General features: G+C 67.8%; 24 protein-coding genes and 1 pseudogene. 10 read left to right on the top strand and 15 right to left on the bottom strand.

Annotated elements, in window-relative coordinates:
* The first annotated feature begins 29 nt into the window (after positions 1–29).
* Positions 30–2,108, top strand: a complete 2,079-nt coding sequence (locus tag C2868_RS00920) for an NAD(+) synthase (RefSeq protein WP_100812009.1) — start codon at positions 30–32, stop codon at positions 2,106–2,108.
* A gap of 7 nt (positions 2,109–2,115) precedes the next feature.
* Here the strand turns inward: C2868_RS00920 and C2868_RS00915 are convergent, their stop codons facing one another.
* Complete coding sequence (locus tag C2868_RS00915) at positions 2,116–2,709, bottom strand: hypothetical protein (RefSeq protein ID WP_100812010.1); 594 nt, start codon at positions 2,707–2,709, stop codon at positions 2,116–2,118.
* 77 nt (positions 2,710–2,786) lie between these two features.
* Positions 2,787–3,398: a nucleoside deaminase gene (locus tag C2868_RS00910; protein ID WP_181003312.1), complete on the bottom strand. Its 612-nt coding sequence runs from the start codon at positions 3,396–3,398 to the stop codon at positions 2,787–2,789.
* Between the two features lie 56 nt (positions 3,399–3,454).
* On the opposite strand from C2868_RS00910, the gene C2868_RS00905 reads away from it, so the two are divergent.
* On the top strand, positions 3,455–4,012 hold the full coding sequence (locus C2868_RS00905) for a nucleosidase (protein WP_100812179.1): 558 nt from the start codon (positions 3,455–3,457) through the stop codon (positions 4,010–4,012).
* 81 nt (positions 4,013–4,093) lie between these two features.
* Here the strand turns inward: C2868_RS00905 and C2868_RS00900 are convergent, their stop codons facing one another.
* Positions 4,094–5,377, bottom strand: a complete 1,284-nt coding sequence (locus C2868_RS00900) for an HNH endonuclease signature motif containing protein (RefSeq protein ID WP_157813980.1) — start codon at positions 5,375–5,377, stop codon at positions 4,094–4,096.
* Positions 5,378–5,557: 180 nt separating this feature from the next.
* Here C2868_RS00900 and C2868_RS00895 point away from each other — a divergent pair, with 180 nt between their 5' ends.
* The 3 genes from C2868_RS00895 to C2868_RS00885 all read left to right on the top strand — a co-directional run bounded on the left by C2868_RS00895 (position 5,558) and on the right by C2868_RS00885 (position 9,448).
* On the top strand, positions 5,558–6,583 hold the full coding sequence (locus C2868_RS00895; RefSeq protein ID WP_100812012.1) for an NADPH:quinone reductase: 1,026 nt from the start codon (positions 5,558–5,560) through the stop codon (positions 6,581–6,583).
* A gap of 336 nt (positions 6,584–6,919) precedes the next feature.
* Complete coding sequence (locus tag C2868_RS00890) at positions 6,920–7,927, top strand: TerC family protein (RefSeq protein WP_100812013.1); 1,008 nt, start codon at positions 6,920–6,922, stop codon at positions 7,925–7,927.
* A 336-nt stretch (positions 7,928–8,263) separates the two neighbouring features.
* Positions 8,264–9,448, top strand: a complete 1,185-nt coding sequence (locus tag C2868_RS00885) for an RtcB family protein (protein ID WP_100812014.1) — start codon at positions 8,264–8,266, stop codon at positions 9,446–9,448.
* Between the two features lie 68 nt (positions 9,449–9,516).
* Here C2868_RS00885 and C2868_RS00880 read toward each other — a convergent pair whose 3' ends face one another.
* The 3 genes from C2868_RS00880 to C2868_RS00870 all read right to left on the bottom strand — a co-directional run bounded on the left by C2868_RS00880 (position 9,517) and on the right by C2868_RS00870 (position 11,347).
* Positions 9,517–10,725, bottom strand: coding sequence for a hypothetical protein (locus tag C2868_RS00880; protein ID WP_100812015.1), 1,209 nt, complete (start codon positions 10,723–10,725; stop codon positions 9,517–9,519).
* Positions 10,715–11,047, bottom strand: coding sequence for a hypothetical protein (locus C2868_RS00875; protein WP_146047978.1), 333 nt, complete (start codon positions 11,045–11,047; stop codon positions 10,715–10,717). The genes C2868_RS00880 and C2868_RS00875 overlap by 11 nt, the downstream gene beginning before the upstream one ends.
* Before the next feature lie 81 nt (positions 11,048–11,128).
* Positions 11,129–11,347 (bottom strand): three-helix bundle dimerization domain-containing protein, encoded by a 219-nt coding sequence (locus C2868_RS00870; RefSeq protein WP_100812017.1) that lies wholly within the window; start codon positions 11,345–11,347, stop codon positions 11,129–11,131.
* 132 nt (positions 11,348–11,479) lie between these two features.
* Here C2868_RS00870 and C2868_RS00865 point away from each other — a divergent pair, with 132 nt between their 5' ends.
* Positions 11,480–11,956, top strand: coding sequence for a cupin domain-containing protein (locus C2868_RS00865; RefSeq protein WP_100812018.1), 477 nt, complete (start codon positions 11,480–11,482; stop codon positions 11,954–11,956).
* A 34-nt stretch (positions 11,957–11,990) separates the two neighbouring features.
* Here the strand turns inward: C2868_RS00865 and C2868_RS00860 are convergent, their stop codons facing one another.
* Positions 11,991–12,197 carry a three-helix bundle dimerization domain-containing protein gene (locus tag C2868_RS00860; protein ID WP_100812019.1) on the bottom strand — a complete coding sequence of 69 codons (207 nt, stop codon included), beginning with the start codon at positions 12,195–12,197 and terminating at the stop codon, positions 11,991–11,993.
* Positions 12,198–12,519: 322 nt separating this feature from the next.
* On the opposite strand from C2868_RS00860, the gene C2868_RS00855 reads away from it, so the two are divergent.
* Together C2868_RS00855 and C2868_RS00850 are read left to right on the top strand one after the other, a co-directional pair.
* Complete coding sequence (locus tag C2868_RS00855; RefSeq protein WP_232711306.1) at positions 12,520–14,202, top strand: ATP-binding protein; 1,683 nt, start codon at positions 12,520–12,522, stop codon at positions 14,200–14,202.
* On the top strand, positions 14,190–14,852 hold the full coding sequence (locus C2868_RS00850) for a response regulator transcription factor (RefSeq protein WP_100812020.1): 663 nt from the start codon (positions 14,190–14,192) through the stop codon (positions 14,850–14,852). Before C2868_RS00855 ends, C2868_RS00850 begins: the two co-directional genes overlap by 13 nt.
* 36 nt (positions 14,853–14,888) lie before the next feature.
* Here the strand turns inward: C2868_RS00850 and C2868_RS00845 are convergent, their stop codons facing one another.
* Complete coding sequence (locus tag C2868_RS00845) at positions 14,889–16,136, bottom strand: serine hydrolase (RefSeq protein WP_100812181.1); 1,248 nt, start codon at positions 16,134–16,136, stop codon at positions 14,889–14,891.
* A 252-nt stretch (positions 16,137–16,388) separates the two neighbouring features.
* On the opposite strand from C2868_RS00845, the gene C2868_RS00840 reads away from it, so the two are divergent.
* The gene (locus C2868_RS00840; protein WP_157813981.1) at positions 16,389–17,582 is read left to right on the top strand and encodes a serine hydrolase; all 1,194 of its coding nucleotides are present in this window, start codon (positions 16,389–16,391) and stop codon (positions 17,580–17,582) included.
* A 2-nt stretch (positions 17,583–17,584) separates the two neighbouring features.
* Positions 17,585–19,153, top strand: coding sequence for a D-alanyl-D-alanine carboxypeptidase/D-alanyl-D-alanine-endopeptidase (gene dacB / locus C2868_RS00835; RefSeq protein WP_100812022.1), 1,569 nt, complete (start codon positions 17,585–17,587; stop codon positions 19,151–19,153).
* A gap of 125 nt (positions 19,154–19,278) precedes the next feature.
* Here dacB and C2868_RS00830 read toward each other — a convergent pair whose 3' ends face one another.
* The 7 genes and pseudogenes from C2868_RS00830 to C2868_RS00800 form a co-directional block, all read right to left on the bottom strand.
* Positions 19,279–19,647 (bottom strand): DUF4440 domain-containing protein, encoded by a 369-nt coding sequence (locus C2868_RS00830; protein ID WP_100812023.1) that lies wholly within the window; start codon positions 19,645–19,647, stop codon positions 19,279–19,281.
* 123 nt (positions 19,648–19,770) lie between these two features.
* Positions 19,771–20,241, bottom strand: coding sequence for a GyrI-like domain-containing protein (locus C2868_RS17610; RefSeq protein WP_258034404.1), 471 nt, complete (start codon positions 20,239–20,241; stop codon positions 19,771–19,773).
* Between the two features lie 143 nt (positions 20,242–20,384).
* Positions 20,385–20,579 (bottom strand): annotated as a pseudogene (locus tag C2868_RS17805) (MerR family transcriptional regulator); the annotation flags it as partial.
* A 35-nt stretch (positions 20,580–20,614) separates the two neighbouring features.
* Positions 20,615–21,271 carry a GntR family transcriptional regulator gene (locus C2868_RS00815; RefSeq protein ID WP_308455388.1) on the bottom strand — a complete coding sequence of 219 codons (657 nt, stop codon included), beginning with the start codon at positions 21,269–21,271 and terminating at the stop codon, positions 20,615–20,617.
* A 229-nt stretch (positions 21,272–21,500) separates the two neighbouring features.
* Positions 21,501–22,265 (bottom strand): SDR family NAD(P)-dependent oxidoreductase, encoded by a 765-nt coding sequence (locus tag C2868_RS00810; RefSeq protein WP_100812027.1) that lies wholly within the window; start codon positions 22,263–22,265, stop codon positions 21,501–21,503.
* A gap of 191 nt (positions 22,266–22,456) precedes the next feature.
* Complete coding sequence (locus tag C2868_RS00805) at positions 22,457–22,579, bottom strand: 3-keto-5-aminohexanoate cleavage protein (RefSeq protein ID WP_258034403.1); 123 nt, start codon at positions 22,577–22,579, stop codon at positions 22,457–22,459.
* Positions 22,580–22,592: 13 nt separating this feature from the next.
* Entirely contained in the window at positions 22,593–23,669 is a 1,077-nt protein-coding gene (locus C2868_RS00800; RefSeq protein WP_100812876.1) for an IS110 family transposase, read from the bottom strand.
* Between the last annotated feature and the right edge of the window lie 147 nt (positions 23,670–23,816).

The following is a 23,816-nucleotide window of genomic DNA, read 5'->3' as shown; positions in this document are numbered from 1 at the left end:
TGACCACCCTAGGGTGCCAGACTGGGGTGATGACCGACGGCCTTCCGTTCCGCAACGCCTACCGCCACGGCTTTGCGCGCGTTGCGGCGTGCACGATCCCGGTGCGCATCGGTGACCCCGCCTCGAATGCCCGGGCTGTTCTCGAGACCGCCCGCGAATGCCACGACGACGCCGTGGCCGTCGCGGTCTTCCCCGAACTCTGCCTGACCGGGTATGCCATCGACGACCTCGTACTGCAGGATGCCCTCCTGGATGCGACCGAGGCCGCGATCGGGCGTCTGATCGAGGCGTCACGCGATCTCATGACCGTGCTCGTCGTCGGCGCGCCGCTCAGGCACCGCAACCGGCTCTACAACTGCGCCGTCGTCATCCACGGCGGCGAGCTGCTCGGCGTCGTGCCGAAGTCCTACCTGCCCACCTATCGCGAGTTCTACGAGCGCCGCTGGTACGCGGCCGGCGACGAACTGACCGGCGATGAGGCGCGCTGGATCTCGGTTGCGGGCGCGGAGGCACCGTTCGGACCCCACCTGCTCTTCGCCGCCGAGGACCTACCGGGTCTGGTGCTGCACGCGGAGGTCTGCGAGGACGTGTGGGTTCCGATCCCACCGTCGTCCGAGGCCGCGCTCGCCGGTGCCACCGTGATGGTCAACCTGTCGGGCAGCCCCATCACGATCGGCCGGGCAGACGAGCGCGCGATCCTCTGCCGAGCGCAGTCGTTCCGCTGCCTCTCGGCCTACGTCTACGCCGCCGCCGGTCAGGGCGAGTCGACCAACGACCTGTCGTGGGACGGCCAGACGATGATCTACGAGCTCGGCGGGCTGCTCGCCGAGACCGAGCGCTTCCCGGATGGCCCGCGCCGGTCGGTCGCGGACGTCGACCTCGATCGGATCCGCCAGGATCGCGCCAGGCAGGGCACGTTCGACGACAACCGCCGCACGCACGCGGTACGCACCGGCGCATTCGTGACGGTGCCGTTCACGCTCGGCGTCCCCGCGCACGAGACGGGGCTCAGGCGTCCGATCGATCGTTTCCCGTTCGTGCCCGACGACCCCGCGCGCCTGGCCCAGGACTGCTACGAGGCCTTCAACATCCAGGTCACGGGACTCGTCCAACGCCTGACGGCGATCGGCGGCCCGAAGCCGGTCATCGGCGTCAGCGGCGGCATCGACTCGACGCACGCACTGCTCGTGGTGGCGCGCGCGATGGACCGGATGGGTCGTCCCCGCTCCGACATCCTGGCGTACACCATGCCCGGCTTCGCGACGAGCGACCACACGAAATCGAACGCGATCGCCCTCGCCGAGGCCGTCGGCGCCTCGATCGAGACCATCGACATCCGCGACGCGGCCAACGAGATGCTTGAGAAGATCGGGCATCCCTTCAGCGGCGGCGAACCGGTCTACGACGTGACCTTCGAGAACGTCCAGGCGGGCCTGCGCACCGACTACCTCTTCCGTCTCGCCAACCAGAACGGCGGGATCGTGATCGGCACGTCCGACCTGTCGGAGCTCGCGCTGGGGTGGGCGACGTACGGCGTCGGCGACCAGATGAGCCACTACGCGGTCAACACCGGAGTTCCGAAGACGCTCATCCAGCACATCATCCGCTGGGTCATCGCCGCGGGCGAGGGCGTCGACGCCGCGGAAGCCGCCGTTCTGCAATCGGTGCTCGACACCGAGATCAGTCCCGAGCTCGTGCCGGCCGACGCGGACGGCGCGACGCAGTCCACCGAATCGCTCGTCGGCCCGTATGCGCTGCACGACTTCACGCTCTTCCACGTGTTGCGGTACGGCTTCCTGCCGTCCAAGATCGCTTTCCTCGCGCACGAGGCGTGGGCGGACCCGGATGCCGCGGGCTGGCCGCCGGGGTTCCCCGAAGACGCTCGGCTGTCCTACGACCTGGCGACGATCGTGCGGTGGCTCGAGGTGTTCCTGAAGCGCTATTTCGCTTTCGCGCAGTTCAAGCGTTCGGCGCTGCCGAACGGACCGAAGGTCTCGGCCGCGGGCTCGCTCTCGCCGCGCGGCGACTGGCGGGCACCCTCGGATGGGAACGCGCAGGCCTGGCTCGACGAGCTACGGCAGGCCCTGCCCGAGCTCGCCTCCGACTGATGCGCACTCAGGCCGCGGCGTCCGCGTCGGGCGTCCGGTCACGCAGACCCACGCGGTCGGGGATCTCGAACGCCAGGCCGGGCAACCACGTGACGGGCTCGGGCCACGGGCGCGAGGTCGGCAGCGCCGTAAGCAGCCGCCGGAACGCGGTGTCACCCGGTGTCGCCGGGGATGCCGCGGGAAGGACCCGACGCGGAGCCCGGAATCCGAGGGCGCCGCACCACCAGTGCCGCCACGTGTCGTCGGCCGCGTCCGGATCGAGCACGATGTAGTAGTCGGGCATCAGCGCCGTGCCCTCCTCGAAGTGGGCGAGCGCCGCCTCGACCTCGACCTCGAGCGTGCCGAGCGTCGCGCGTTCCTCGTAGAGTTCGACCCACGCGGCCGCGACGTGTTCGAGGGGATCGGCGTCGTGCACGATCCAGGGTGTGCTGCACGCCGAGATTCGGCGAGCGGCGGTGGCGGGATCGGAATCCCGCAGCGAGAGGGTCTCGACTCCCGGGATGCCCTCGAGAGTCGAGATCGCGCTCGCCGATTCAGAACCGACGATTGCGACGATCGTTCCGGTGGCTCCCGCGAAAGGGGAGGTGTCTGAGTGCGCCATGACTCAGCCTACGTCCGCTCGTGTTGCGGGCGGATGTCCCGCACCGGCCGATCACGTAACAGTGGATCGCGCCACCCTCAGTCGCCGGAGCGGGCGTTGTAGACGACGATGCCGCCGCTGTCGACGGCCGCGCGGTAGGCGCGGAAGACCGCGAGGGCCTCGTCGCGCAGCACGTCCTGCACGACCTCGATTCCGCGGGCCTCGAACTGCTCAGCCCAGTCCTCGACCATCGGCCCCTCGTCGAAGGTGCTGATCTCTTCGAGCTCGGGACCAGAACCAGCGACGACGAGGGTGCGCACACCCGACCACATGGTGGCGCCGTAGCACTGCACGCACGGACGCCAGTTGACGACCAGTTCGTGGGGCGACAGTCCCTCGGCCCCGAGGTCCCAGGATCCGACACGGGCCTGCGCCGTGCCGAGCGCGGTGACCTCGGCGTGTGCCGACGAGATGCCGCTGCCGAGGACGACGTTGACCCCGACGGACACGATGCGTCCCGTGTCGGTCTCGGCGACGAGCGCGGCGAACGGTCCGCCGTTCCCCTCCCGCCAGTTGCGATCGGCGAGACGGTGCACGAGCGCCATCCGTTCGGCACGGTCCGGGATGATATCCGGCACGCCGTGCAGTTCTTCGGCGATCCAGTCGGGAAGGTTCACCGAGTACCCGGTGGAGAAATAGGCCATATCCATGGCCTCATCTTGCCGGATGCGTGTGTCGCGCTCGTGACGGGACAGAATGGGTGACCGTGAGACTTCTCGTCGCGGCTCTGGATGCCGAACTCGTGGCCTTCCCCGCTCAGATCGACGGCTTCGACCGCCTGGTGACCGGGCCCGGCAAGCTGAAGGCCGCCGTCGCCCTGACGCGTGCGCTCTCGGCTCGTGACTACACGGAGGTCGTGGTCGTCGGCACCGCAGGTGCGCTGGATCCCGACGTCGAGGCGGCCGTTCACGAGATCGGGGCCGTCCTGCAGCACGATGTGAGCGATTTGGACGGGATCGTCGGTCAGCACGTCTCGCTCCCGGCCCGCATAGAGCTGTCGAACCCGGGCCACGCGATCGCCACGGGCGACATCTTCGTCGACGACGCGGAGGCGGTCGTTCGCATCCGCGCGCTCGATGCCGTGCTGGTCGACATGGAGGCGTACGCCTACGCGTATGTCGCCGGGGAGTTCGGGGTGCCGCTGCGCATCATCAAGGCTGTCTCGGACCGCGCACAAGACGGCGCAACGCAACTCTGGGACGAGGTCGTCGCGGCGTGCAGCGCAGCGCTCTGGCAGAGCTTCCGCTCCGACTACGGGCTCTAGCGGTGGTTCCCTGAGGGGTTGTGAACCCAACGGGACACTCCATCGATCTCAGCGACCGCAAGGCATGGCTCCACCTGCCGATCAGAAGGGTGGTGGGTCGGTGTTGGGGGTGAAGTGGACTGCCGGGGGTGGTTTGTCGATGTAGACGTGCCCACCCGGCGACGTCCATTCCAGGACACCGCCGCCGAGTTGTCGGACGGTCCAGCCTGTTTCGCCTTTCAGGGTGTGGTGTCTCTTGCAGAGGCACGCGAGGTTGCAGGTGCGGGTTTCGCCGCCGAGGGCGTAGTCGTGGGTGTGGTCGCGGTCGCATCGGTGTGCGGGTTGCCGGCACCCGGGGAACCGGCAGCGCTGATCCCGTACGCGCAGGAACCGTTTCATGTCCGCCGACGGCGTGTATCGGTCGACGGCGAGAACGCACCCGGTGATCGGGTCGGCGAGGACCCGTTCCCACCCCGTCGCGTGCCCGGCGAGAGCGCGGGCGGTCGCGGGGTCGATCGGGCACCGCCCGGCGAGCTCGGCCGGTTCATCCGTGACCCCGGCCAGAGCGAGGGCGGGGACGGTGACGTTCACGATCGCCCGGATCGCACCCAACCCACCGAACCCGTCAGAGAGTCCGGCACCGGTTTCGACGGTCGGCGTGGTGGTGAGCAGCATGTCCGCGACCAGGTCCGCACGAATCTGATCCACCGTCCTCACATCACCCGGGTCGGCGTTCTTGATCGCCCGCGCTTGTTGCGTGATCCGGTCGTGCATCGCATGCGCCAGGACGGCGGGCTGCACAGAGGTGAACTCCGCCATCCCGTCCCCGAGGTCCCGCACACACGCACCCCGCGACGCACGCGCTTCCCGGTGGCGCTCCGCCAACGACCGGGGTTGGAGGGATTCCGCGAGCCGCGCCAACGCAGACCCCAAACAGCCGGGCGTGGTTCCCTCTGCCCGGACCAACGCCGCAGCCTCGAACTCCGACCGCGCCTCCGCATCCACAAGCGGCAACCCGTGCTCCATGATCACCGCAACATGCCCCGCACCGACCCGGCCCGCATCCCACGCGTCGAACGTCGCCGGGAACGCCTCGGCCAACACCGCGGCGTCGTTCATGCGGCGTTGCACCGTCCGGTCGGACATGTTCGCCGCGACACCCAACTCCGCCGCCAACGCCCGCACCGGCAACTCCGCCTCACGCGACGAGACCGACACCAACTCGGCAACGCGCCGCATCCCGAGGTCGGCCGCATCCGCCAACACCCGCGCCTGCGCGGCTTGCGCCCGCGCCACCGTCCGGGACGCCTCGGCGAACCGCACCGCGAGATCACGCGCGGCAACATCGACATCGTCATCGGACGCGACACGTGTGTTCGAATGCATGTTCGAAACTCTACGGACGACCACCGACATCCGACGCCCGAAAAACACCGAAATCACGCCACATCAGAGCGCGAAAGATGAGAGTTCCCACATCTTCGCCAACCGGCCGCTCACACAACCAACGCCGCGGCCGAAGCACGCAACGGGAATGCCCGACAACGTGAACGGGTTGCCGGAATCATGCGCTCCATCGTCTACTCCCAGACCGGAAACTCCGACGTCCTCCACGAGGTCGACAGGCCGATCCCCGAACCCGGCAACGGCGAGGTCCGGGTTCGCGTGATCGTTTCTGGCGTCAATCCGACGGACTGGAAGAGCCGGGCGGGCGGCGCACCCGCCCCGGCGCGCTTTCCGGAGCAGGCGCCGAACCAGGATGGTGCGGGCATCATCGACGCCGTCGGAAGCGGTGTCGAAGACTACTCGCCCGGGGACCGCGTCTGGATGTTCCTCTCGGCCTTCGACCGCCCCACCGGTACGGCGCAGGAGTACACCGTCCTCCCGGCAACTCTCGTCGCGCGGCTGCCCGACAACGCCTCGTTCGATGTCGGCGCCTCGCTCGGCGTGCCGGCGCTGACGGCGCATCGAGCGCTCACCGTGCACGACGGAGGACCGACGCGGCTCGCCCCCGGAGCACTCACCGGCCGGACCGTGCTGGTCGCGGGTGGGGCGGGCGCGGTCGGACACGCCGCCATCCAGCTCGCACGCTGGGCCGGCGCGACCGTTGTCACAACGGTCTCTTCCGACGCAAAAGCGGCTCTCGCCACCGCGGCCGGGGCGCACAACGTCGTCAACTATCGGGAGCAGGACGCAGCCGCCGAGATCCGCGCGGTGGCCCCCGACGGGGTGGACATCGTCGTCGAAGTCTCCCCCGCACGCAACGCCGAACTGAACGCCGCCGTCCTGGCCAACCACGGCTCCGTCGCCGTCTACGCGACCGACGGCGGAACCCAGATGAGCATCGACATCCGCACGCACTTCGCTCTCAACATCCGGTACCAGTTCTTGCTGCTCTACACGATGGGGACGGATGCGATCGGCGCGGCTGTCGATGATGTGACGGGCGCGCTCCGCGACGGCGCGCTCCCCGTCGGCCGAGACGCCGGCCTGCCGATCACGCGGTTCGCCCTGGACCAGACCGCCCCTGCCCATGACGCGGTCGAAGGCGGGCTCGTCGGCAAAGCGCTCATCGACGTAGCAACGAGCTGACCCGCCCGGTCCCGGGGCGATCCGCGTCCAGCAGTTGCGCCCGCACGGCGATACGGCGCGCCTCTTCGCGGTTCAGCCTGTGCATGCGCCGAGGTTACTCGGACATGCACCCCCGCGCGGCTGATCGTCGTACGGGATCTTTCCTCCCGCAACACCGCTCGGCATCCGTCCAGGAACCGCCGCGCGGACCGCCATAGGGTGGAACCACCAAGGGGAGTACTCCGACACGGTCGGCTCGTCACTACGGATGCCACGGCATCCCGGGCCACCGGTCCTCGTTCAGAGGATGGAGAAGACCTTGGCGTCGATTCATTCACGCCACGGTTGGGAACCCTCTTGAACATCACGCCGCTCATCTGGATCATCACGATCGCCGTCACGATCGCGTTCTTCGTCTACGAGTTCTTCGCGCACGTCCGCAAACCGCACGAGCCCTCCATCGGCGAATCCGCCCGGTGGTCGGCGTTCTACATCGGCCTCGCACTGCTCTTCGGCGTCGGCATCGGCGTCTTCAGCGACTGGACCTTCGGCGGTGAGTATTTCGCCGGCTACCTGACCGAGAAGGCCCTGTCGATCGACAACCTCTTCGTGTTCCTGATCGTGATGACCGGGTTCGCGGTGCCGAAGATATACCAGCAGAAGGTGCTGATGATCGGCATCGTGATCGCGCTCATCCTGCGCGGGATCTTCATCGCTGTCGGCGCGACCCTCATCGAGAACTTCTCGTGGATCTTCTACCTCTTCGGCGCGCTGCTGCTCTTCCTGGCCTACCGCCAGGCGTTCGCGCACGGCGAGTCCAACCCCGCCGACGGAAGGTTCATGCGTTTCGTCCGCCGCATCCTGCCCGTGACCGACGAGTACCACGGCGACAAGCTGACCGTCCGAAAGGGCGGCCGGCGCTGGGTGACACCGATGATGCTGACGATCATCGCGATCGGATTCGTCGACCTGATCTTCGCGGTGGACTCGATCCCGGCGATCTACGGCCTGACGGAAGAGGCCTACATCGTCTTCACGGCCAACGCGTTCGCGCTGATGGGGCTGCGGCAGCTCTTCTTCCTCGTCGGCGGACTGCTCGAGCGCCTCGTCTACCTCGCGCAGGGACTCGCCGTCATCCTCGCCTTCATCGGCGTCAAGCTCGTGCTGCACGCCATGCACGTCAACGAACTGTCGTTCATCAACGGCGGCGAGCCGATGCTGTGGGCCCCCGAGATCCCGATCTGGTTCTCGCTCGTCTTCATCGCGGCGACGATCGGGGTGGCGACGGTCGCGAGCCTCATCAAGACACGGGGCGACAAGCGGTCGGTCGAGGAGTTGACGCCCGACCGAGGTTCATCCCTGTAGCGCTTGACCCGAGCGCGGACCGTGGCCTAGCGTTGCAAGGCTGTGCCGACGGCACGGCGATCAAGGCAGGCCGAGAGGACGACGCGATGAACCCGCTGCGGGAGCTTCGCAATTCGACGGTGCTGGGACTCAAGCCCCAGTTCCGTTACGAGTCGTACCCTCCGGCGCCGGCCGTGTAGAAGCATCCGCTTCCCTCACGCCCCGCACCGCACAGGTCCGGGGCGTTTCCTTCTCCGCGTGGCGGATTCGGATCGTCCGTACGACCTGGACGACCCGCCTCCGCATCGCGCAGCGTCCTCATATGCAGGAGTTGCGCGCAACCATAGGAAAGGAATCATGGAGAGGCTCACGAACCGCCTGCTGTCGTGGGCGAGCCTGATCGATGAGAAGACCATCGAGCAGGCCCGCACATCCTCACGCATGCCGTTCATCTACCCGCACCTGGCGCTCATGCCCGATGCGCACCTCGGGTTGGGGGCGACGGTCGGATCGGTGATCCCGACACTCGGCGCCATCATGCCCGCGGCTGTCGGCGTCGACATCGGCTGCGGCATGATCGCGGTCAAGACCGCGTTCACCCGCGGCGATCTCGCCGGACGCGACCTCGTCGAGCTGCGCGAGCAGATCGAGCGTGCCATCCCGCTGTCGGCCGGACGCGACAACCGCAAGATCGTCGCGACGGCGGAGCCGCGGGTCGCCGAGCTTGAGGACCTCGCCGCGAAGGCCGGTTTCGATCCGGCCTCGTACGCGGGGCGCTGGCGCAACCAGCTCGGATCGCTCGGCAGCGGAAACCACTTCATCGAGATCTCGGTCGACGAGACCGACGCGGTGTGGATGTTCCTGCACTCCGGGTCACGAGGCGTCGGCAACAAGATCGCCCAGCACCACATCAGGGTCGCGCAGCGGCTGGCCAAGCAGTGGTGGATCGAGCTGCCGCACCCCGACCTCGCCTACCTGGTCGAGGGCACGCCGGAGTTCACGCGATACATCAGCGAGTTGCGGTGGGCTCAGCGATTCGCCCTGCTGAACCGTGAAGAGATGATGGACCGCGTCGCGAATCAGCTCGGCCGCTTCGTCGGCACGGGGCCCGGCGGCACCGGCGTCGACGAGCTCGAGCGGATCAACTGCCATCACAACTTCACCGAGTCCGAGATGCACTTCGGCAAGAGGGTGTGGGTCTCACGAAAGGGCGCCATCATGGCCGATACCGGTCGCCCCGGGCTGATTCCGGGGTCGATGGGCACGGCGTCGTACGTCGTGGAGGGCAGGGGCAACCCCCTGTCGCTCAACTCGTCGCCCCACGGCGCCGGACGGGAGCACTCGCGCACCTCGGCCCGCAAGACCTTCACGCACGAGCAGCTGCGTGAGGCGATGGCGGGCATCGAGTACCGGGACACGGATGCCTTCCTCGACGAGATCCCGCAGGCCTACAAGCCGATCGACCAGGTCATGGCGGACGCCGACGATCTGGTCACGGTGCGGCACGTCCTGCGGCAGATCGTCAACGTGAAGGGCGACTGAGAGACGGGCCCCGACGAGCGGGGGGCGGGCGACACCCGATCCCCCGCTGGCCGGTTCGCCCGTGACGATCAGGGGATGTGCCAGAACTCGCTGCCGAGCCCGTACACGTTCCAGATCCACCACCCCTGCCCGACCAGACAGGCGACGAGGACCCCGATCCTCCAGGCGAGACTGCGCGGCTGGGCCACCGCTCCCCACAAGGGCGAGAGCGGAAACAGAAGCCGGAGGAGGCTCGACTGCGGCAGGAACACGGCCAGCAGGTAGAGGGCGTAGCTGGCGGCCCAAAGACGGATCTCGATCCCCAGCCTCCGGACCTGAGGGACGAAGATGAGGATGCTCGCCACCGCGACGATGATCGCGAAGACGGCGACGGGCCCCCACGCCGGGTTCAGGGACCAGGTCTCGAACCAGTAGCCGGCCGCCTGGAACCAGCCCTCGAAAGGCACGAAACCGCCCTCGTCGTCCATCCAGAGGCGACGCCACGACAGCTCGGTCTGAAGGTACGCGTCTGCTCGGCCCGTCACGGTCGCCACGATGATCGGCCACGAAAGACCGCACATCGTCGCGAGTGCGGCGGCCCCGGAGATGTGGACGATCTCGCCCGGCCGCAGGGCTTCGCGACGGCGAGACATCCATCGCCAGGCGCCGAACAGTCCCAGCAACAGCGCGAAGGCGAGCACCCCCGGACGGAGAAAGGCCATCCCGAGGACGACGGCGTACAGCCAGCCGTATCGCCGCCGCTGCAGACTCAGGATGCCGAGCAAGGTCAGGAGCAGGAAGAGCGTCTCGGGATAGGCGACCTGGAACATCGCGGCGAGCGGAGCGGACGCGAAGAACACCACGGACCACATCGACGCGGAGCGCCCGATCGTGCCCACCAGCATCCGGTACAGAACGAGACAGCAGAGGTATCCGCTGACCAGCGCGATCACCACCGCCCCGGCGCCCCACGATCCGAGGGGTGCACCCACGATCGTGGACAACCACGGGAAGAGCGGCATGAACGCCCACGCGTTGTGGGCCACCTCGCCCGCATCCGTCAGGGGCAGCTGAGATGGGTACCCCTCCACGGCGATCCGCCGATACCAGCGGGCGTCCCACGCGTGCACGTAGGTGGCGATGTCGGCGCCCGGCCCGAATCGGGATCCGGGAGGCGACAGTGCGCCCGCGAGCAGCAGATAGGTCGTCGTGACGAGACGCGACGCGAGGTAGATCGCGGCTATGCGCGCGGCGGTCGAGCCGGAGAGGAGGGGACCTTCGCCGGGATCAGACCGCATGCGGTGACAGACGCGGCGTCGCGTCCGTCCACGTGATCACGAGTCGCGCGGCCGACGTGCGGCTGCCGGCCGCCTGGCGGATCCTGGCCGAGATCGCGTGGCGGACGGCCGCCGGGTCGACGTCCGCGCCTCCCGAGAAGTGCAGGAGGATCTCGCCCGGAGCCTCGGTCACGACGAGCGTGCCGAGTCCCGGCAGCTCCGTCAACGTCTCGTCAGAGGACATCCGGACGTGCTCGATCCCGCGCAGCGCCGTCGCCACCTGCGCCAGCACCGGCCGGGCGGAACGGGATGCGGGATGGATCCTCGCGTGCAGAGACGTCACGACATCAGTCTTCCCACCGAAAACGGCGCGGAAATGAACATTCGGTGACAGAGTTCGACGCGTGACCCGCGCCGGTCGGGCTCAGGCGGCCAGACGGTAGGTCTCGTGCAGACGACGGACCACGTTCCTTTCGACGAGGACCGGAACGTAGTGGCGCAGCCGCACCCCGTCGAACGACTCCAGCTCCTCGGCGATCAGGGCGAACACCGCTTCATCGCTCGATTCGGGAAAACGCCGTCGCAGACGCTCCGCGAGATACACGAGTGCCTCGAACTCGCTCTCGGGGTGGGTGCAACTCATGTACCAATTGTCCCCGAAGTCCCGGCGAACGGTCCCGTTCCACCCATTCTCATGGTCACGACGACGGGGCAGACGCGGTCTCCTCCGCGGCGTAGGCTTCGATCCTCGACATCGAGCAAGGAGACTGACGCCATGGCCATCACCGACAACGGGCCCCACCCGAACGCCTTCGACATCGAGTCCGCCACGCGACAGAACGAGAACTATCGCACCGTCGCCTGGACCGGGAAGTTCCTTCAGGTCACGCTGATGTCGATCCCCGTGGGCGAGTCCATCGGCCTGGAGTCCCACCCCGGGACGGACCAGTTCCTGCGTGTCGACGCTGGTCGCGGCAGAGCAGTCATGGGCCCCGCGAAGGATCAGCTGGATTTCGAGCAGGATGTCTCGGACGGATGGTCCGTTCAGGTCCCCGCGGGCACGTGGCATGACGTCATCAACACCGGCACAGCACCTCTGCGCCTCTACACGATCTACGCCCCGTCGCACCATGCGCTCGGCGCGGTGCAGCCCACGAGCGAAGATGCGGAGCGCGAAGAGGCGGCGGGCATCGATGAGGCGCCGTCCTGGACCGTGCAGCCCGCCGAGGAGGAGCCCGACCGGCACGCGTGATGAGCTGCGGGAGTCGGGAACGCCAGCCGAACGCTCAGCGTTTGCCCTTCAGGCGCGCCTTGGCTTCCTTCTCGATGAGCACCGGCACGAAGTCACGGACCTTCGCATCGGAGAACGTCGTGCGCGCGTACTCGACAGCGTCTGCGACCGACTCGGGTGTGGCATCCGGGAACCGCTCTCGGAGTCTCTCCACGATTTCAGAGATCGCCTTGCTCTCGTCGACAACCTTGTCACCTGACATCGTGCACTCCTCAGCAGCCTGGTGTTCTTCGCCACCCTTTCGCTGACTCTACTCAACCGAGGTGAACCGCCCCGCCTGAGCCGCACCCACGTCAGCGAGGACGAAGCACTGCGCTTTCTGCATCACACCGGCAACTGATCGCCGGGACGGTCGCGTGTCGCGTGATCGGAAGAGGCGACCCAGGTCGGTTGCTGGGGGTGCGGCGTTCGGCCAAGGTGAGAGCTGATCGCACCCGCCTCTTCCCGAGAGGGACCCCGTGTCCTCGCAGACCGCTATATCGCCGATTGCGCACCCCACTCCCCGACGCCTTCAGGGCGGGCGGGTGGGTTCGCTCGAATACGCGCTGCTCTTCATCGCCGTGTTCGCGCTGGTCATCGGGGTCGTCGCGATCGCGGTCGCGGCGCAGCCGCCCGGCAACCTGGTCGCGATCGTGCAGTACGTCGTGCTGTTCTGGATCTGGGTGGCGGCGGGGATCTGCGCCTGGTGGCGACGGCCGATGAACGGAATCGGGGGGCTGCTGCTCGTCGGTTCCCTCGCGCTGATTCTGGGCAGCGCCGGATACTTCGGCGTTCCGGGGCTGTACGCCATCGGGGCGGTCTTCTCGAGCAGCGCCCTCTCGGTCGCCGTGCACCTGCTGCTGGCGTTCCCCTCGGGTCGGATCCGGGACCGCCTGTCGCTGATCACGGTCGTCCTCGGCTACATCACATCGCTCTTCTTCGACCTGATCCGTGCGGTCGTGTTCGGAACGCCCGCATTCGCCCCCGTTTCGTTCGTCCAGAGCACGATCGGCGTGACGGTCATGATCATGACGGCCGTGGTGCTCGTGCGGCGTCTGAAAGCGGCGGATGCGGCTCACCGGCGCATCCTGCTCCCCCTCTTCACCTACGGCATCCTTGCGATCCCCGCGCTGCCGATGATCCCGAACGTGCTGCTCCCGCTCGGCGTCGACCCGGAGCTCGTCACGTGGATGCAGGGTGTCCTGCTCGCGGGGCTTCCGATCGCCTTTCTCCTCGGCGTCCTGCGCGGGGGTTTCACCCGGACGACGCCGCTCGAGGCCCTGAGCGAGTGGCTGGCGCTGCGCGGCGCGAGCCGGCCGGCCGTCGCACGGGCGCTCGCGACGACGCTCGGCGACAGCACCCTGCGTGTCGTGTACTGGGACGCGGCGCACGCTCGCTTCGTCGACGAACGAGGGCTCGAGGTGCGCAACAGAACGGGCGACGCCGGCCGGGGGTGGCTGCAGGTGCTCGTGGACGACGACCTGGTCGGCGCCATCGACTACGACGCGGGGATGATCGCAGAGCCCTCCCCCGTGCGGCGGGCGGCCGAGGTGCTCGCCATCGCCATCGACCGCGAGCGTCTCACGGTCCAGTTGCTGACGAGCAACGAGGCCCTGCTGCTCTCGCGTGCTCGCATCGTCGAGGCGGGCGACCGCGAACGGTTCCGGATCGCGCGCGACCTGCACGACGGCCTGCAGACGCAGCTCGTCCTCCTGGCGATCGAGGCCCAGACGATCGCGAACGCGCCCTCGGGCTCGGACGCTGCAGGTCCGGCTGAGGCCCTCCGACGGGGAATCGACACGGCCGCGGCCGACCTACGCCGCCTCGTGCACGACGTGCTGCCCGCCGCACTCCTCGAGCAAGGCTTCGTCGCGGCGGTCGAGGATCTCGTCGACCGCCTGCCCGTGGCTGCCACGTTCCGGGCCGAAGTCGACGAGCCGACGGTCGCACGACCGACGGCGCACACCGCCTACTTCATCGTCGCCGAGGCGCTCTCCAACACCGTCAAGCACGCGCGCGCGACGACGGTGCGGGTGACGATGACGCAGACCGACGGCCGCCTCGCGCTCGAGATCGAGGACGACGGGATCGGCGGCGCTCGGATCAACGCCGGGATGGGGCTGCGCGGTCTGGCCGATCGTGTGGATGCGCTCGGCGGCAGGATCGAGATCCGCTCCGAGCGGAGTCGAGGAACGAACGTGAGAGTGGAGTTGCCGTGCGCGTTGTAATCGGAGAAGACGAGGTCCTGCTCCGGGAAGGCGTCGCGCACATCCTGGCGAGCGACGGGTTCGAGGTCCTCGCCAGCGTGAGCGACGCGGCGCAGCTCGAGCGCGAAGTCAATCGGCACGTGCCCGATCTGGTCGTCACGGACATCCGGATGCCCCCCACGTACACGGACGAGGGGCTCGAGGCCGCTCTGCGGATCCGACAGGCCCACCCGAGCATCGGGGTCGTCGTGGTGTCGCAGCACGTGCAGCGGCGGTATGCGACCGAGCTGCTCGACGGGGGCGGAGGATTCGGGTACCTGCTGAAGCAGCGGATCGCGGACGTGCGCACCTTCACGTCTGACATCCGGCGCGTCGCGAGAGGCGGAACCGCGCTCGACCCCGAGGTCGTGTCGGTCCTGGTCGCGCGGGCGAGCCGGGGCGCCTCCGCCGTCGGCAGACTGACCCCGCGTCAGCTCGAGGTCCTCGGGCTCATGGCCGAGGGCCGCAGCAATGCCGCGATCGCCGCGCAGCTGGTTCTGAGCGAAAAGGCGATCGTGCAGCACACGTCGAACATCTACGACGCGCTGGGACTGCCGCTCGACGCCGACGACCATCGCCGGGTGCTGGCCGTGATCCGCTACCTGCAGTCCTCACAGCCCCCTGCCCTCTGAGAGTTCCCCGCGCGAAGTCCCTCGCGGGCTTCCGTCTCAACTGCCGTACAGGGTGTCGATCAGCAGGCGTGCCAGGACCGCGGCGGTCGGCAAGCCGTCGGCGCCGGGCGCGAGGTTCGTCCAGACGACCACCGTGACATCGGTTGCGGGGTCGTAGCCCATGAAAGAGTTGTATCCCGGGAGCGAGCCGATATGACCGTAGAACGAGTCCATCCCGGCCATCCCCCAGCCGTACGAACTGCCGTCCTCGTTGGGTTGCACGCTCTCGATCCGTCGCTGTTGCATGTCGTCGCTGAGCAGCCCCCCGCCTCCCAGAGCTTCCACCCACGTCGCCAGATCGGATGCCGTCGAGATTCCGGCGCCCGCGGCCGATGTCCACGACGCGTTGTCGTTCGTGTGATCGGTCGGCACCAACTCACCCGCCGCGGCCGCGGCGAGCTCGTCGTCCGACAACCACTCGCCCTCCATCGTGTCCACGTTGTTCGAGAACATGTAGCCGTGCGCGTACGGTTCCGGGATCGATGTGTCGGTGGCGGAGGGGTAGGACGTCTCGGACAGCCCGAGCGGGTCGAAGAGTCGCTCCTGGAAGATCCGATCGATCGGCTTCCCCTCGAGGTCCTGCGCGATGAGTCCGAGCAGGACGGTATTGGTGTTCGAGTATTCGTATCCCTCGCCCGGTGCGAAGTACGGCTCTTCGGCGAGGCCCATGCGCACCAGCTCTTCCGGATCCCAGACGCGCTCCGGCGTCTCGTCCAGCGCCGTGTTCAGCTCGAGGGTGGTCGTGTAGTTATGCAGACCGCTGCGCATCGTCAGCAACTGCTCGATCGTGATGTTCTCGCCGTTCGGCACGTCGGGGCGGTACATCGACACCGGGTCGTCGAGCGCGATCTCGCCCTCTTCGACGAGCTGCAGGATCACGGTGCCGGTCCAGGTCTTGGTGTTCGAGCCGATGCGGATGTGATCGTCCAGAGTGACGGGCGTCGACCCCGCCCACTCGGTGACTCCGTATGCGTGCTCGACCTCACCCTCCGGTGTGCGCACGATCATCACGGCGCCCGGGACGAGCATCGCGGCGGCCGAGTCGTCGAAGGCCGCGGTGAGCGCCTCGGCGTCGAAGTCGACGGTCGCGCCGCCCGACGCGGACGAGCTCGCCGTGGCACCACCGTTCGCGGTCGTGCCGCCCGCGCAGCCCGCGAGCGCGAGAGTTGTCACGACGATGGCCGCGGTCGCGATCCGTCGTCGGCGCGCGCCCCGGAGCAAGGTGGTCGTCTGGATTCTCGGCATGATTCGCACGTCGTCTCCTCTCGCCCGTGCGAGAGCGCCGGGACGGATCCAGCCTGGCGTCCGACACCGGATGGGGCCATGGACCCAGGTCGCCTACCGCCTGCGGAGCATGGACCCAGGTCCATTGCCATAACCTGTGCGGGAGCGGGAGGGTGGACCCGGGAGCGTGGGGTCAAGGGGGGTGCCCCCGCTCCCGACTGGTCCGATCCCCGCATCCGCATCACGACCGGCACAGCAGACAGAGGAACTTCCATGACGCCGCACGCCCGCCGTCCGCGCATCTCGCTCGCCATCGCGGGACTCGCCTCGCTCGCAGCGCTCGTCGTCGTGACGGGCTGCACATCCACCGCCGCTTCCGACACGACGCCGCCGGGCGCATCGAAGCCAGCCGCGATCCGGCCGGCGGCGCCCGAGGGCGGGCTGCCGGACGACCTGCAGACCGAGCTCCAGCGGATCGTGGATGCGACGATGACCGAGTACGGAGTGCCCGGATCCGCCGTCGGGGTCTGGATCCCCGGCGAAGGATCGTGGACGTCGTTCACCGGCCTCGCCGACATCGCGGCCGACGCTCCCGTGTCGAGCGAGATGACCTGGCCGCTGCGGAGCGTCACGAAGTCCTACACCGTGACGCTCATCCTGCAGCTCGTCGACGAGGGCGAGCTCCGTCTCGACGACACCCTCGACCAGTACGTCGACGGCATCACGAACGGCGATCGGATCACGATCCGCCAGCTCGCCGACATGTCCAGCGGCAACTCCGACTACACGACCGCGGCAGGCTTCGGCGAGGCGTACGGAGCCGACGAGGCCCACATCTTCTCGCTCGCCGAGCTGAACGACTTCCTCGTCGGGGAACCCGCGCAATTCGAGCCGGGCGCGGAGAAGGTCTACACGAACGCGAACACGAACCTGCTCGGTGCCGTGGTCGAGAAGGTGACCGGGCAAGACTTCGCCGAGGTGCTCGAGGAGCGCATCCTCGAGCCACTCGGCCAAACGGGCACGGAATACCTCCTCGATGCCACCGAGTGGGTGGACCACCCGCTGGGCTACGCGATCGAGGACGGCGAGCAGACGGTGCAGAACGACAACCTGTCGATCTACGGCCCGGCGGGCTCGATGGTGAGCACGCTCGACGACGCCCGAGTCTGGGCCGAGGCGCTCGGCGGCGGTCTGCTGCTCGGAGCGCAGACACAGGCCGAACGCGAGCAGGGCGCACCCCTCGACGCCGGCCCGCCCTACGACATCTACGCGCTGGGCATGGGAGAGACCAACGGATGGTGGGGCCACAACGGCGAGGGCCTCGGTTTCACCGCTGCGGTCTTCCACCAGCCGGAATCCGGGGCGAGCATCGTCGTCTTCATGAACGAATCGAACGTGGAACCGAAGGCGCATCCCGCCGATCAGGCCTTCCGCCGAATCGCCGAAGCTCTCGGAAACGAGTCCTGATCATGCGCGCATTCACACGCCGCACAGCGGCCATCGCCACCGTGCTCGGGGTCGCACTCGCCGTCACGGCGTGCACGGCGGAGCAGACCGATCCCTACGCCGTCGACGGTCTGCCCGAGGCCGCGCTGGAGGTCATGAACAAGGCGCCCTACGCGGAGGGAACCTGGTACATCGCCGTGCAAGACATCGACACCGGCGATGTGCTGATCGATCTCAACGCGAACAGGATGGCCGCACCCGGGTCGTTCGTGAAGACGTACAGCGCCGGCGCGGCCTGGCTCGAGTGGGGCCCCGACCACACCATCACGACGCCGGTCAAGCGCAGTGGCGAGGTCACCGCCGGGGCGCTCGACGGCGACCTCGTGCTGGTCGGCATGGGTGACATCACGATGGGCGGACGCACGAAAGCCGACGGAACCGTCGACTTCACGGACCTCGATCACAACGACGCGAACTTCCTCGCGGGATCGACACTCACACCGGAAGATCCGCTGACGGGGCTCGACGAACTCGCTGAGCAGGTCAAGGCCGCGGGTATCGACTCCGTCGCGGGCGACGTCGTGATCGACGACCGCCTCTTCGCCGGCGAGCTCGCGGGGCAGCCCGTCACGCCGATCGTCATCAACCAGAACCTGATCGACATCATGGTCCACCCCGGCAAGGCGGGCGAGCCGGCATCCGTCGACATGATCCCCGTCGTCTCACCGTGGGTCGTGACGTCCACCGTCGAGACGGTCGAGGCCGGCGGACCCACGAACATCACGCTCCCGAAACCGACCCGGGACGGAGAGATCCTGGTGTCGGGCACCATCGCGGCCGACAGCGACCCGCAGCTGAAGGTCTACGCGTTCGCGGATCCCGCGACCTTCGCCCGCACGGCCTTCATCGAGGCGCTCGAACGTGCCGGAGTGAGCGTCGCGGCCGATCCGATCATCGTCAACCCCGACGAGAACCTCGCCGACCGGGCAACCGTCGACGCGCTGCCCTCGGTCGCCGAACTGGAGTCGCTCTCGATCGAGCAAGAGGCGACCTACGTGATGAAGATCAGCTACAACCGCGGGGCGCAGACCTTGATCTGCCGTCTCGCCGCCGAACGCGGCTCGACCGATTGCGATGACGGTATCCCGATCGCCGCGGAGATCTGGGATGCCGCGGGCCTCGACATCCTCGGCGCATCCCTCGTGGACGGCTCAGGGTTGGAGGGCAACTACGTCACCCCGGCGAACGCCCTCCAGATCCAGACGCTCATGGCGACGCGACCCGACGCGGCGCGCTGGCAGGCGACCATGCCGGTTCTCGGCGTCGACGGCTCGCTGGCTGCGGTCGAGGCGGACAGCCCTGCCGCGGGCAAGGTGTTCGCGAAGACCGGCACCCTGATCGGCGGCGACCCGTTCAACGGGCGGATGCGGCTGACCACGAAGACGCTCGGCGGTGTGATGGAGGCCGCGACGGGACGGAACCTCGCCTTCACGATCATGGTCAACCAGGGGTTCTTCCCCGCGCTCGAGGGAGTCTTCGAGGCCAACGACGACGTCGGGGCCGTCGCCGCGATCATCCAGCAGGCCTACTGATGTCTGCTCTCGAACCGGACGGGCAGCAGCCCGTGGCCGCGCGACGATCCCGAGTGCGCGCTCCCTCCGTCAGATCCTGCATCCGATGACATCCGACGAGGTCCGGCTCGCCGGTTCAGGCCGATTCAGACCGGCGCGATCACGAGCTCCGCGATGTGGTCTGCCTGAACGGTGAAGCGGAAGCCGAGTTCGGCGATGCCACCCGGAAAGTCGCCCTCGAGGCGCGCGAGCACGACCCAGCCGGAGTCACCTTCACGCCGTTGACCGATGAGCGTCGTCGTGTAGGTGAACTCGGTGGCCACGGTACCCAACCACCCCAGAATCGCATCACGACCGTCGTACCGGATGCGCTCATCCGTGACGCTGGCATCCGCGGCGAACACGTCGATGATCGACTCCCGGCCGCGGATGTCGTCTTTCGCCGCGAGGTAGCGGACGATGGCGGCGGGGAGGGCGTCGGCGTCGTACGGAGCGAAGCGGTTCGAGTTCGTCATGTCGGGGTTCCGTTCTGCGTGGGGCCCGAAGGTGATTCCATCGGGGCGATCAACCGGGGTCGCACAGCCCAGACTGGGCCTTCCCCTCGGGGAAAGGTCAAACGGCGTCGACGGCCCCCGAGGTCAGCGCGATACGCGGAAGACGGGCCAGCCGATCTCCATGACGACGATCCGATCCACTCCGGGGAACCCCGTGACGTACGTCTCACGCACGGGCGCGTCGATCGCGAGCTCATGACGGGCCACGTATTCACCGAGCGCCGCGTACGCGCGCGGGACGGCCGCGTCGGGACCGTGGTGGGTGGCCACGGCCAGCTCGACCGCGGGCAGGTCGAGAACGGCCGCGTCATCGCCGATCGTGCCGTCGTCGAACCCTGGACCCACGGTCAGATACACCGTGGCGGCGCCGTACTCATCCGTGAACAGCTCGTTGGGCCAGACCCCGCCGTATGCCCCCGTGGATGACGGGTCGTTGTTCTCGGCGATGCTCTGCAGGGTGGCGATCCCTCGGCGGAACCACGCGCCGAGCGAATCGAGCGGGATGTCCTCGCTGATCGCCACGACGCGCGTTTCGGGAACGCTGCGGTGGACGATCTCGATGGGCGGGCCGCCGGCTCGAGTATCGAGCGCAGATTCGCGACCGCGGCGCGCGTTGCGCTGAGCTTCGCCTCCATCCGTTCCAGATGCTCGCTCAGCAGCCTCGCTCGCACATCGATGCTCGGCGCAGCCATGAGGTCGCGAACGGATTCCACGGGCACATCGAGTTCGCGCAGCGTCCGGACGATCTGAGCATCCGCGATCTGCTCTGCCGCGTACAGTCGGTACCCGTTCTGGTCGTCGACGTGGGCGGGAGCGAGCACCCCGCTCTGGTGGTAGAAGCGGAGCGCTTTGGCGCTCATCCGGACCGCGCGCGAGAAGTCGCCGATGGTCATGAGGTCACCCACGGGGCGATTATCCCGCAGGATGCTCACGCGTCTGCGGAATCTTCTCCAGATGCCCCCGCGCCACCGTCATCCGTGTCTCCGCTCGCCGGCAGGCTGTGCCAGATGTCGAAGGACACCGATTCCGCACCCCGCGCATCACCGGCGGCGAGAAGCTCGATGAGCTGCTCGTGCCTCGCGACGGACGCGCGTCCATCACCCGTGAACCGGTGTCGCTCGGCCCGGCGCACCAGCGGACCGAACTGTTCGAGAACCGCCTCGAGGGCACGGTTGCCGAGCGCGGCGACCGGGATCATGTGCAATTCGTCGTCGGCTTCGAGCGCGGCGGCGAGGTCGTTCGCGACGAGCGCGTCGGCGAAGCGGCGATTGGCGTCTCGCATGCGGCCGATGTCGTCGGCGCTCAACCGGCCCGTCGTCTCGCGCACCGCCAGCCCGTGCATGGCGGCGATGACGTCGCGCGCATCGCGGACCGCCCGCGGATCGATCGTGCTCACGGCCGTCGATCGGCCGGGCACGGCGACCACGAGTCCACTGGCCCCGAGGCGCAACAGCGCTTCGCGCACCGGCGTGCGACTGACGCCGAGCCAGGTTGCCAGATCACCGTCCCTCAGCTGCTCCCCCGGTTCGAAGGTGCCGTCGACGATCGCGTCGCGGAGGCGCAGATAGACGTCATCGCGGAGCAAGGAGCGGTCTACGCCAGAGCGGCCAGCGGGAATCGGCATGCAATACATTGCGCACACCTCGGGTGGGGATGCAAATCCCCATCCTTCATCGATCCGTGTATTTCAGTGTTCTGCACCGCGGTGCACAACGCGGTGCACAACGCGGTGCACAACGCGATGCACAACGCGGCGTGACGCAGCGTGCTCGGCGGAGTGACCTCGTCCGCAGCTTGTTGCTGCATTCGACATGTCAGCGAGCGGTCTGTCCGGCGTCGATCGTCACGGCCGACCCGCTGGTGAATGTCGATTCCTCACTCAGAAGAAAGCACACGGTCGCCGCGATCTCCTCCGGCGCGGCGTAGCGGCCGAGGGGGACGTCCGAAAGAAACGCTTCGTGACCGCCTGGGCCGACTTCATCTTCCACGGATGCCATGAGCTGGCCCGCTACCGGGCCAGGACAGATTGCGTTCACCCGAACATTTCTCGCTGCAAGTTCGAGTGCAGCAGTACGGGTGAGACCCACCACAGCGTGCTTCGAAGCTACATAGCCTGCTATTCCGGGGGAACCAACGAGACCTGCGACGCTCGCCGTGTTCACGATCGAAGCCCCCGAGCGCATCACCGCCGCGACGTGCTTCAGTCCCAGGAACACACCTTTCACATTGACTGCCATCACCCGATCGAACTGGAGGGCGTCGTATTCTTCGACGGGGCTGATCGGCCCGACGATGCCAGCGTTATTGAAGAACGCGTCGACGCGACCGTCTCCCAACGTCATCGCGGCGGCAACGTAGCCCGCCACCGACGGCTCGTCCGTGACATCGGCGACGTGTCCAACGGCCTCTGAGCCCGCCGAGCTGAGCGCACGTACGGTGAGCTGCAGCGCAGCCTCGTCTCGATCCACGCAGAGCACCTTGGCACCCTCACGCGCGAGCCGCAGTGCAGTCGCGCGCCCGATTGTCCCGCCTGCGCCCGTGACAATCGCGGTCTTCCCCGTGAATCTCGCTACTGACATTCGCCGTCTCTTTTCTCGTTCGCGCTGGAAAGGCCAAGCGTGCCAAAATCCAGAGCGGTAAACCATGTACGGGATCCCACAAGAAACACGGCCGAGTGTGATCCGGGATATGCCTATTCGGAGCTCGGTACGCCGAGTTCTGCGAAGAGGCGACCGGCCCCAGGCGGCCGCGAGTTGGGACTCGAAGCGGACTAGAACGCCACGTTCTCGCGTCCCTTGAGCTCGAGAATCTCGCGTGCCTCGGCAGGAGTCGCAACTTCGAAACCGAGCCCTTCGAGCACCTGGCGCATCTTCCGCACCTGTGAGGCATTGATGCTCCTATATCTGTCAAGCCGCGATTTGGAGGGGTGGTCGGGCTTCGCGGATGGGGCGCATCGCGGCCCAGAGTTCGCGGGCGAGAAGACGTTTCAGACACCGGATGATCTCGGACTTCGTCTTTCCTTCGGTGATCCGGCGGGCGACGTAGGCCTTAGTGGGTTCGTGGTGCTGCATGCGAACGATGACGACACGGTAGAGTGCGGCGTTTGCTTGCCGGTGACCGCCCCGATTGAGCCGGTGTCGGGTGGTCATCCCTGACGATGCAGGGATCGGGGCGACACCGCAGAGCCGGGCGAACGCGGCCTCCGAACGGATCCGTTCCGGATTGTCGCCGGCAACGATCAGCATCTCGGCCGCGGTGTCAGGACCGACCGCAAAGGCTTTCGCGAGGTCGGGAGCGATCTGCGCGGTCAGCTCTGCCAGGAGCTTCTCATGCCCGGAGATCTCGGCATCCAGTACTTCCCAGCGACGGGCGATCGATCGTAACGTGTGCTTGGTCGACGCGATGATTGTGGTCACCTGGCCCGGACGAAGCGCCGCGCAGCGATGGATGAGCGCCATCTTCGATAGCGGTTGCAGCTCCTGACGCAGATCGTCGGGGGCGTTCACGATGACCTGCTTGAGGCTGATCATCGCGGATGTTCTCGCCTTGACGGCGACGTCCTTGGCGACCTTGATCTGACGGATCATCTCCACTGTTCCATCGGCTGACTTCGGGATGGCCGTCGCCAGGCCCGCGAGGACTGCCCTGGCTGCGTTCTCGGCATCGATGGTGTCGGACTTGCCTCGTAGTCGCCTGTCGCGACGGTCCGTTCTCATCACCTCCAGCGTCCCGATTCCACGACGGCGCACTGCGCCGGCCAGGCCTGCACCATAGGAACCGGTGCCTTCGATCCCGAAGGTGAGTTTCCCGCCGAACGATTCGCCCCAGTCGATCAGCTGGCCGTAGCCACCGGAATCCGCCGCGAAAGATCGGCGATCCAGGACCGCGCCGAGCTCATCGATCGCGACGGCGACGTGGACGTGTTTGTGAGTGTCGACGCCGACAACGACTCGACGGTGAGAGGGGACTTGCTGCATGCTCATAGTGCTCGCTCCAACCAGATCAGGACAGGGTGAGTGACACTGGCCGGTCGGGTGGACGGGACTGTGATGGGACTGTTGCGATCAGGCTCCTATGAGGTCACGCCCGCCCGGCCAGCACCACGAGGGTGATGCGCCTCCTGACGGACG

Origin of the sequence: Microbacterium sp. CJ77 (genome assembly GCF_002911615.1) — a bacterium.
GTDB lineage: Bacteria > Actinomycetota > Actinomycetes > Actinomycetales > Microbacteriaceae > Microbacterium.
This window is presented reverse-complemented; position numbering and strand designations above follow the sequence as displayed.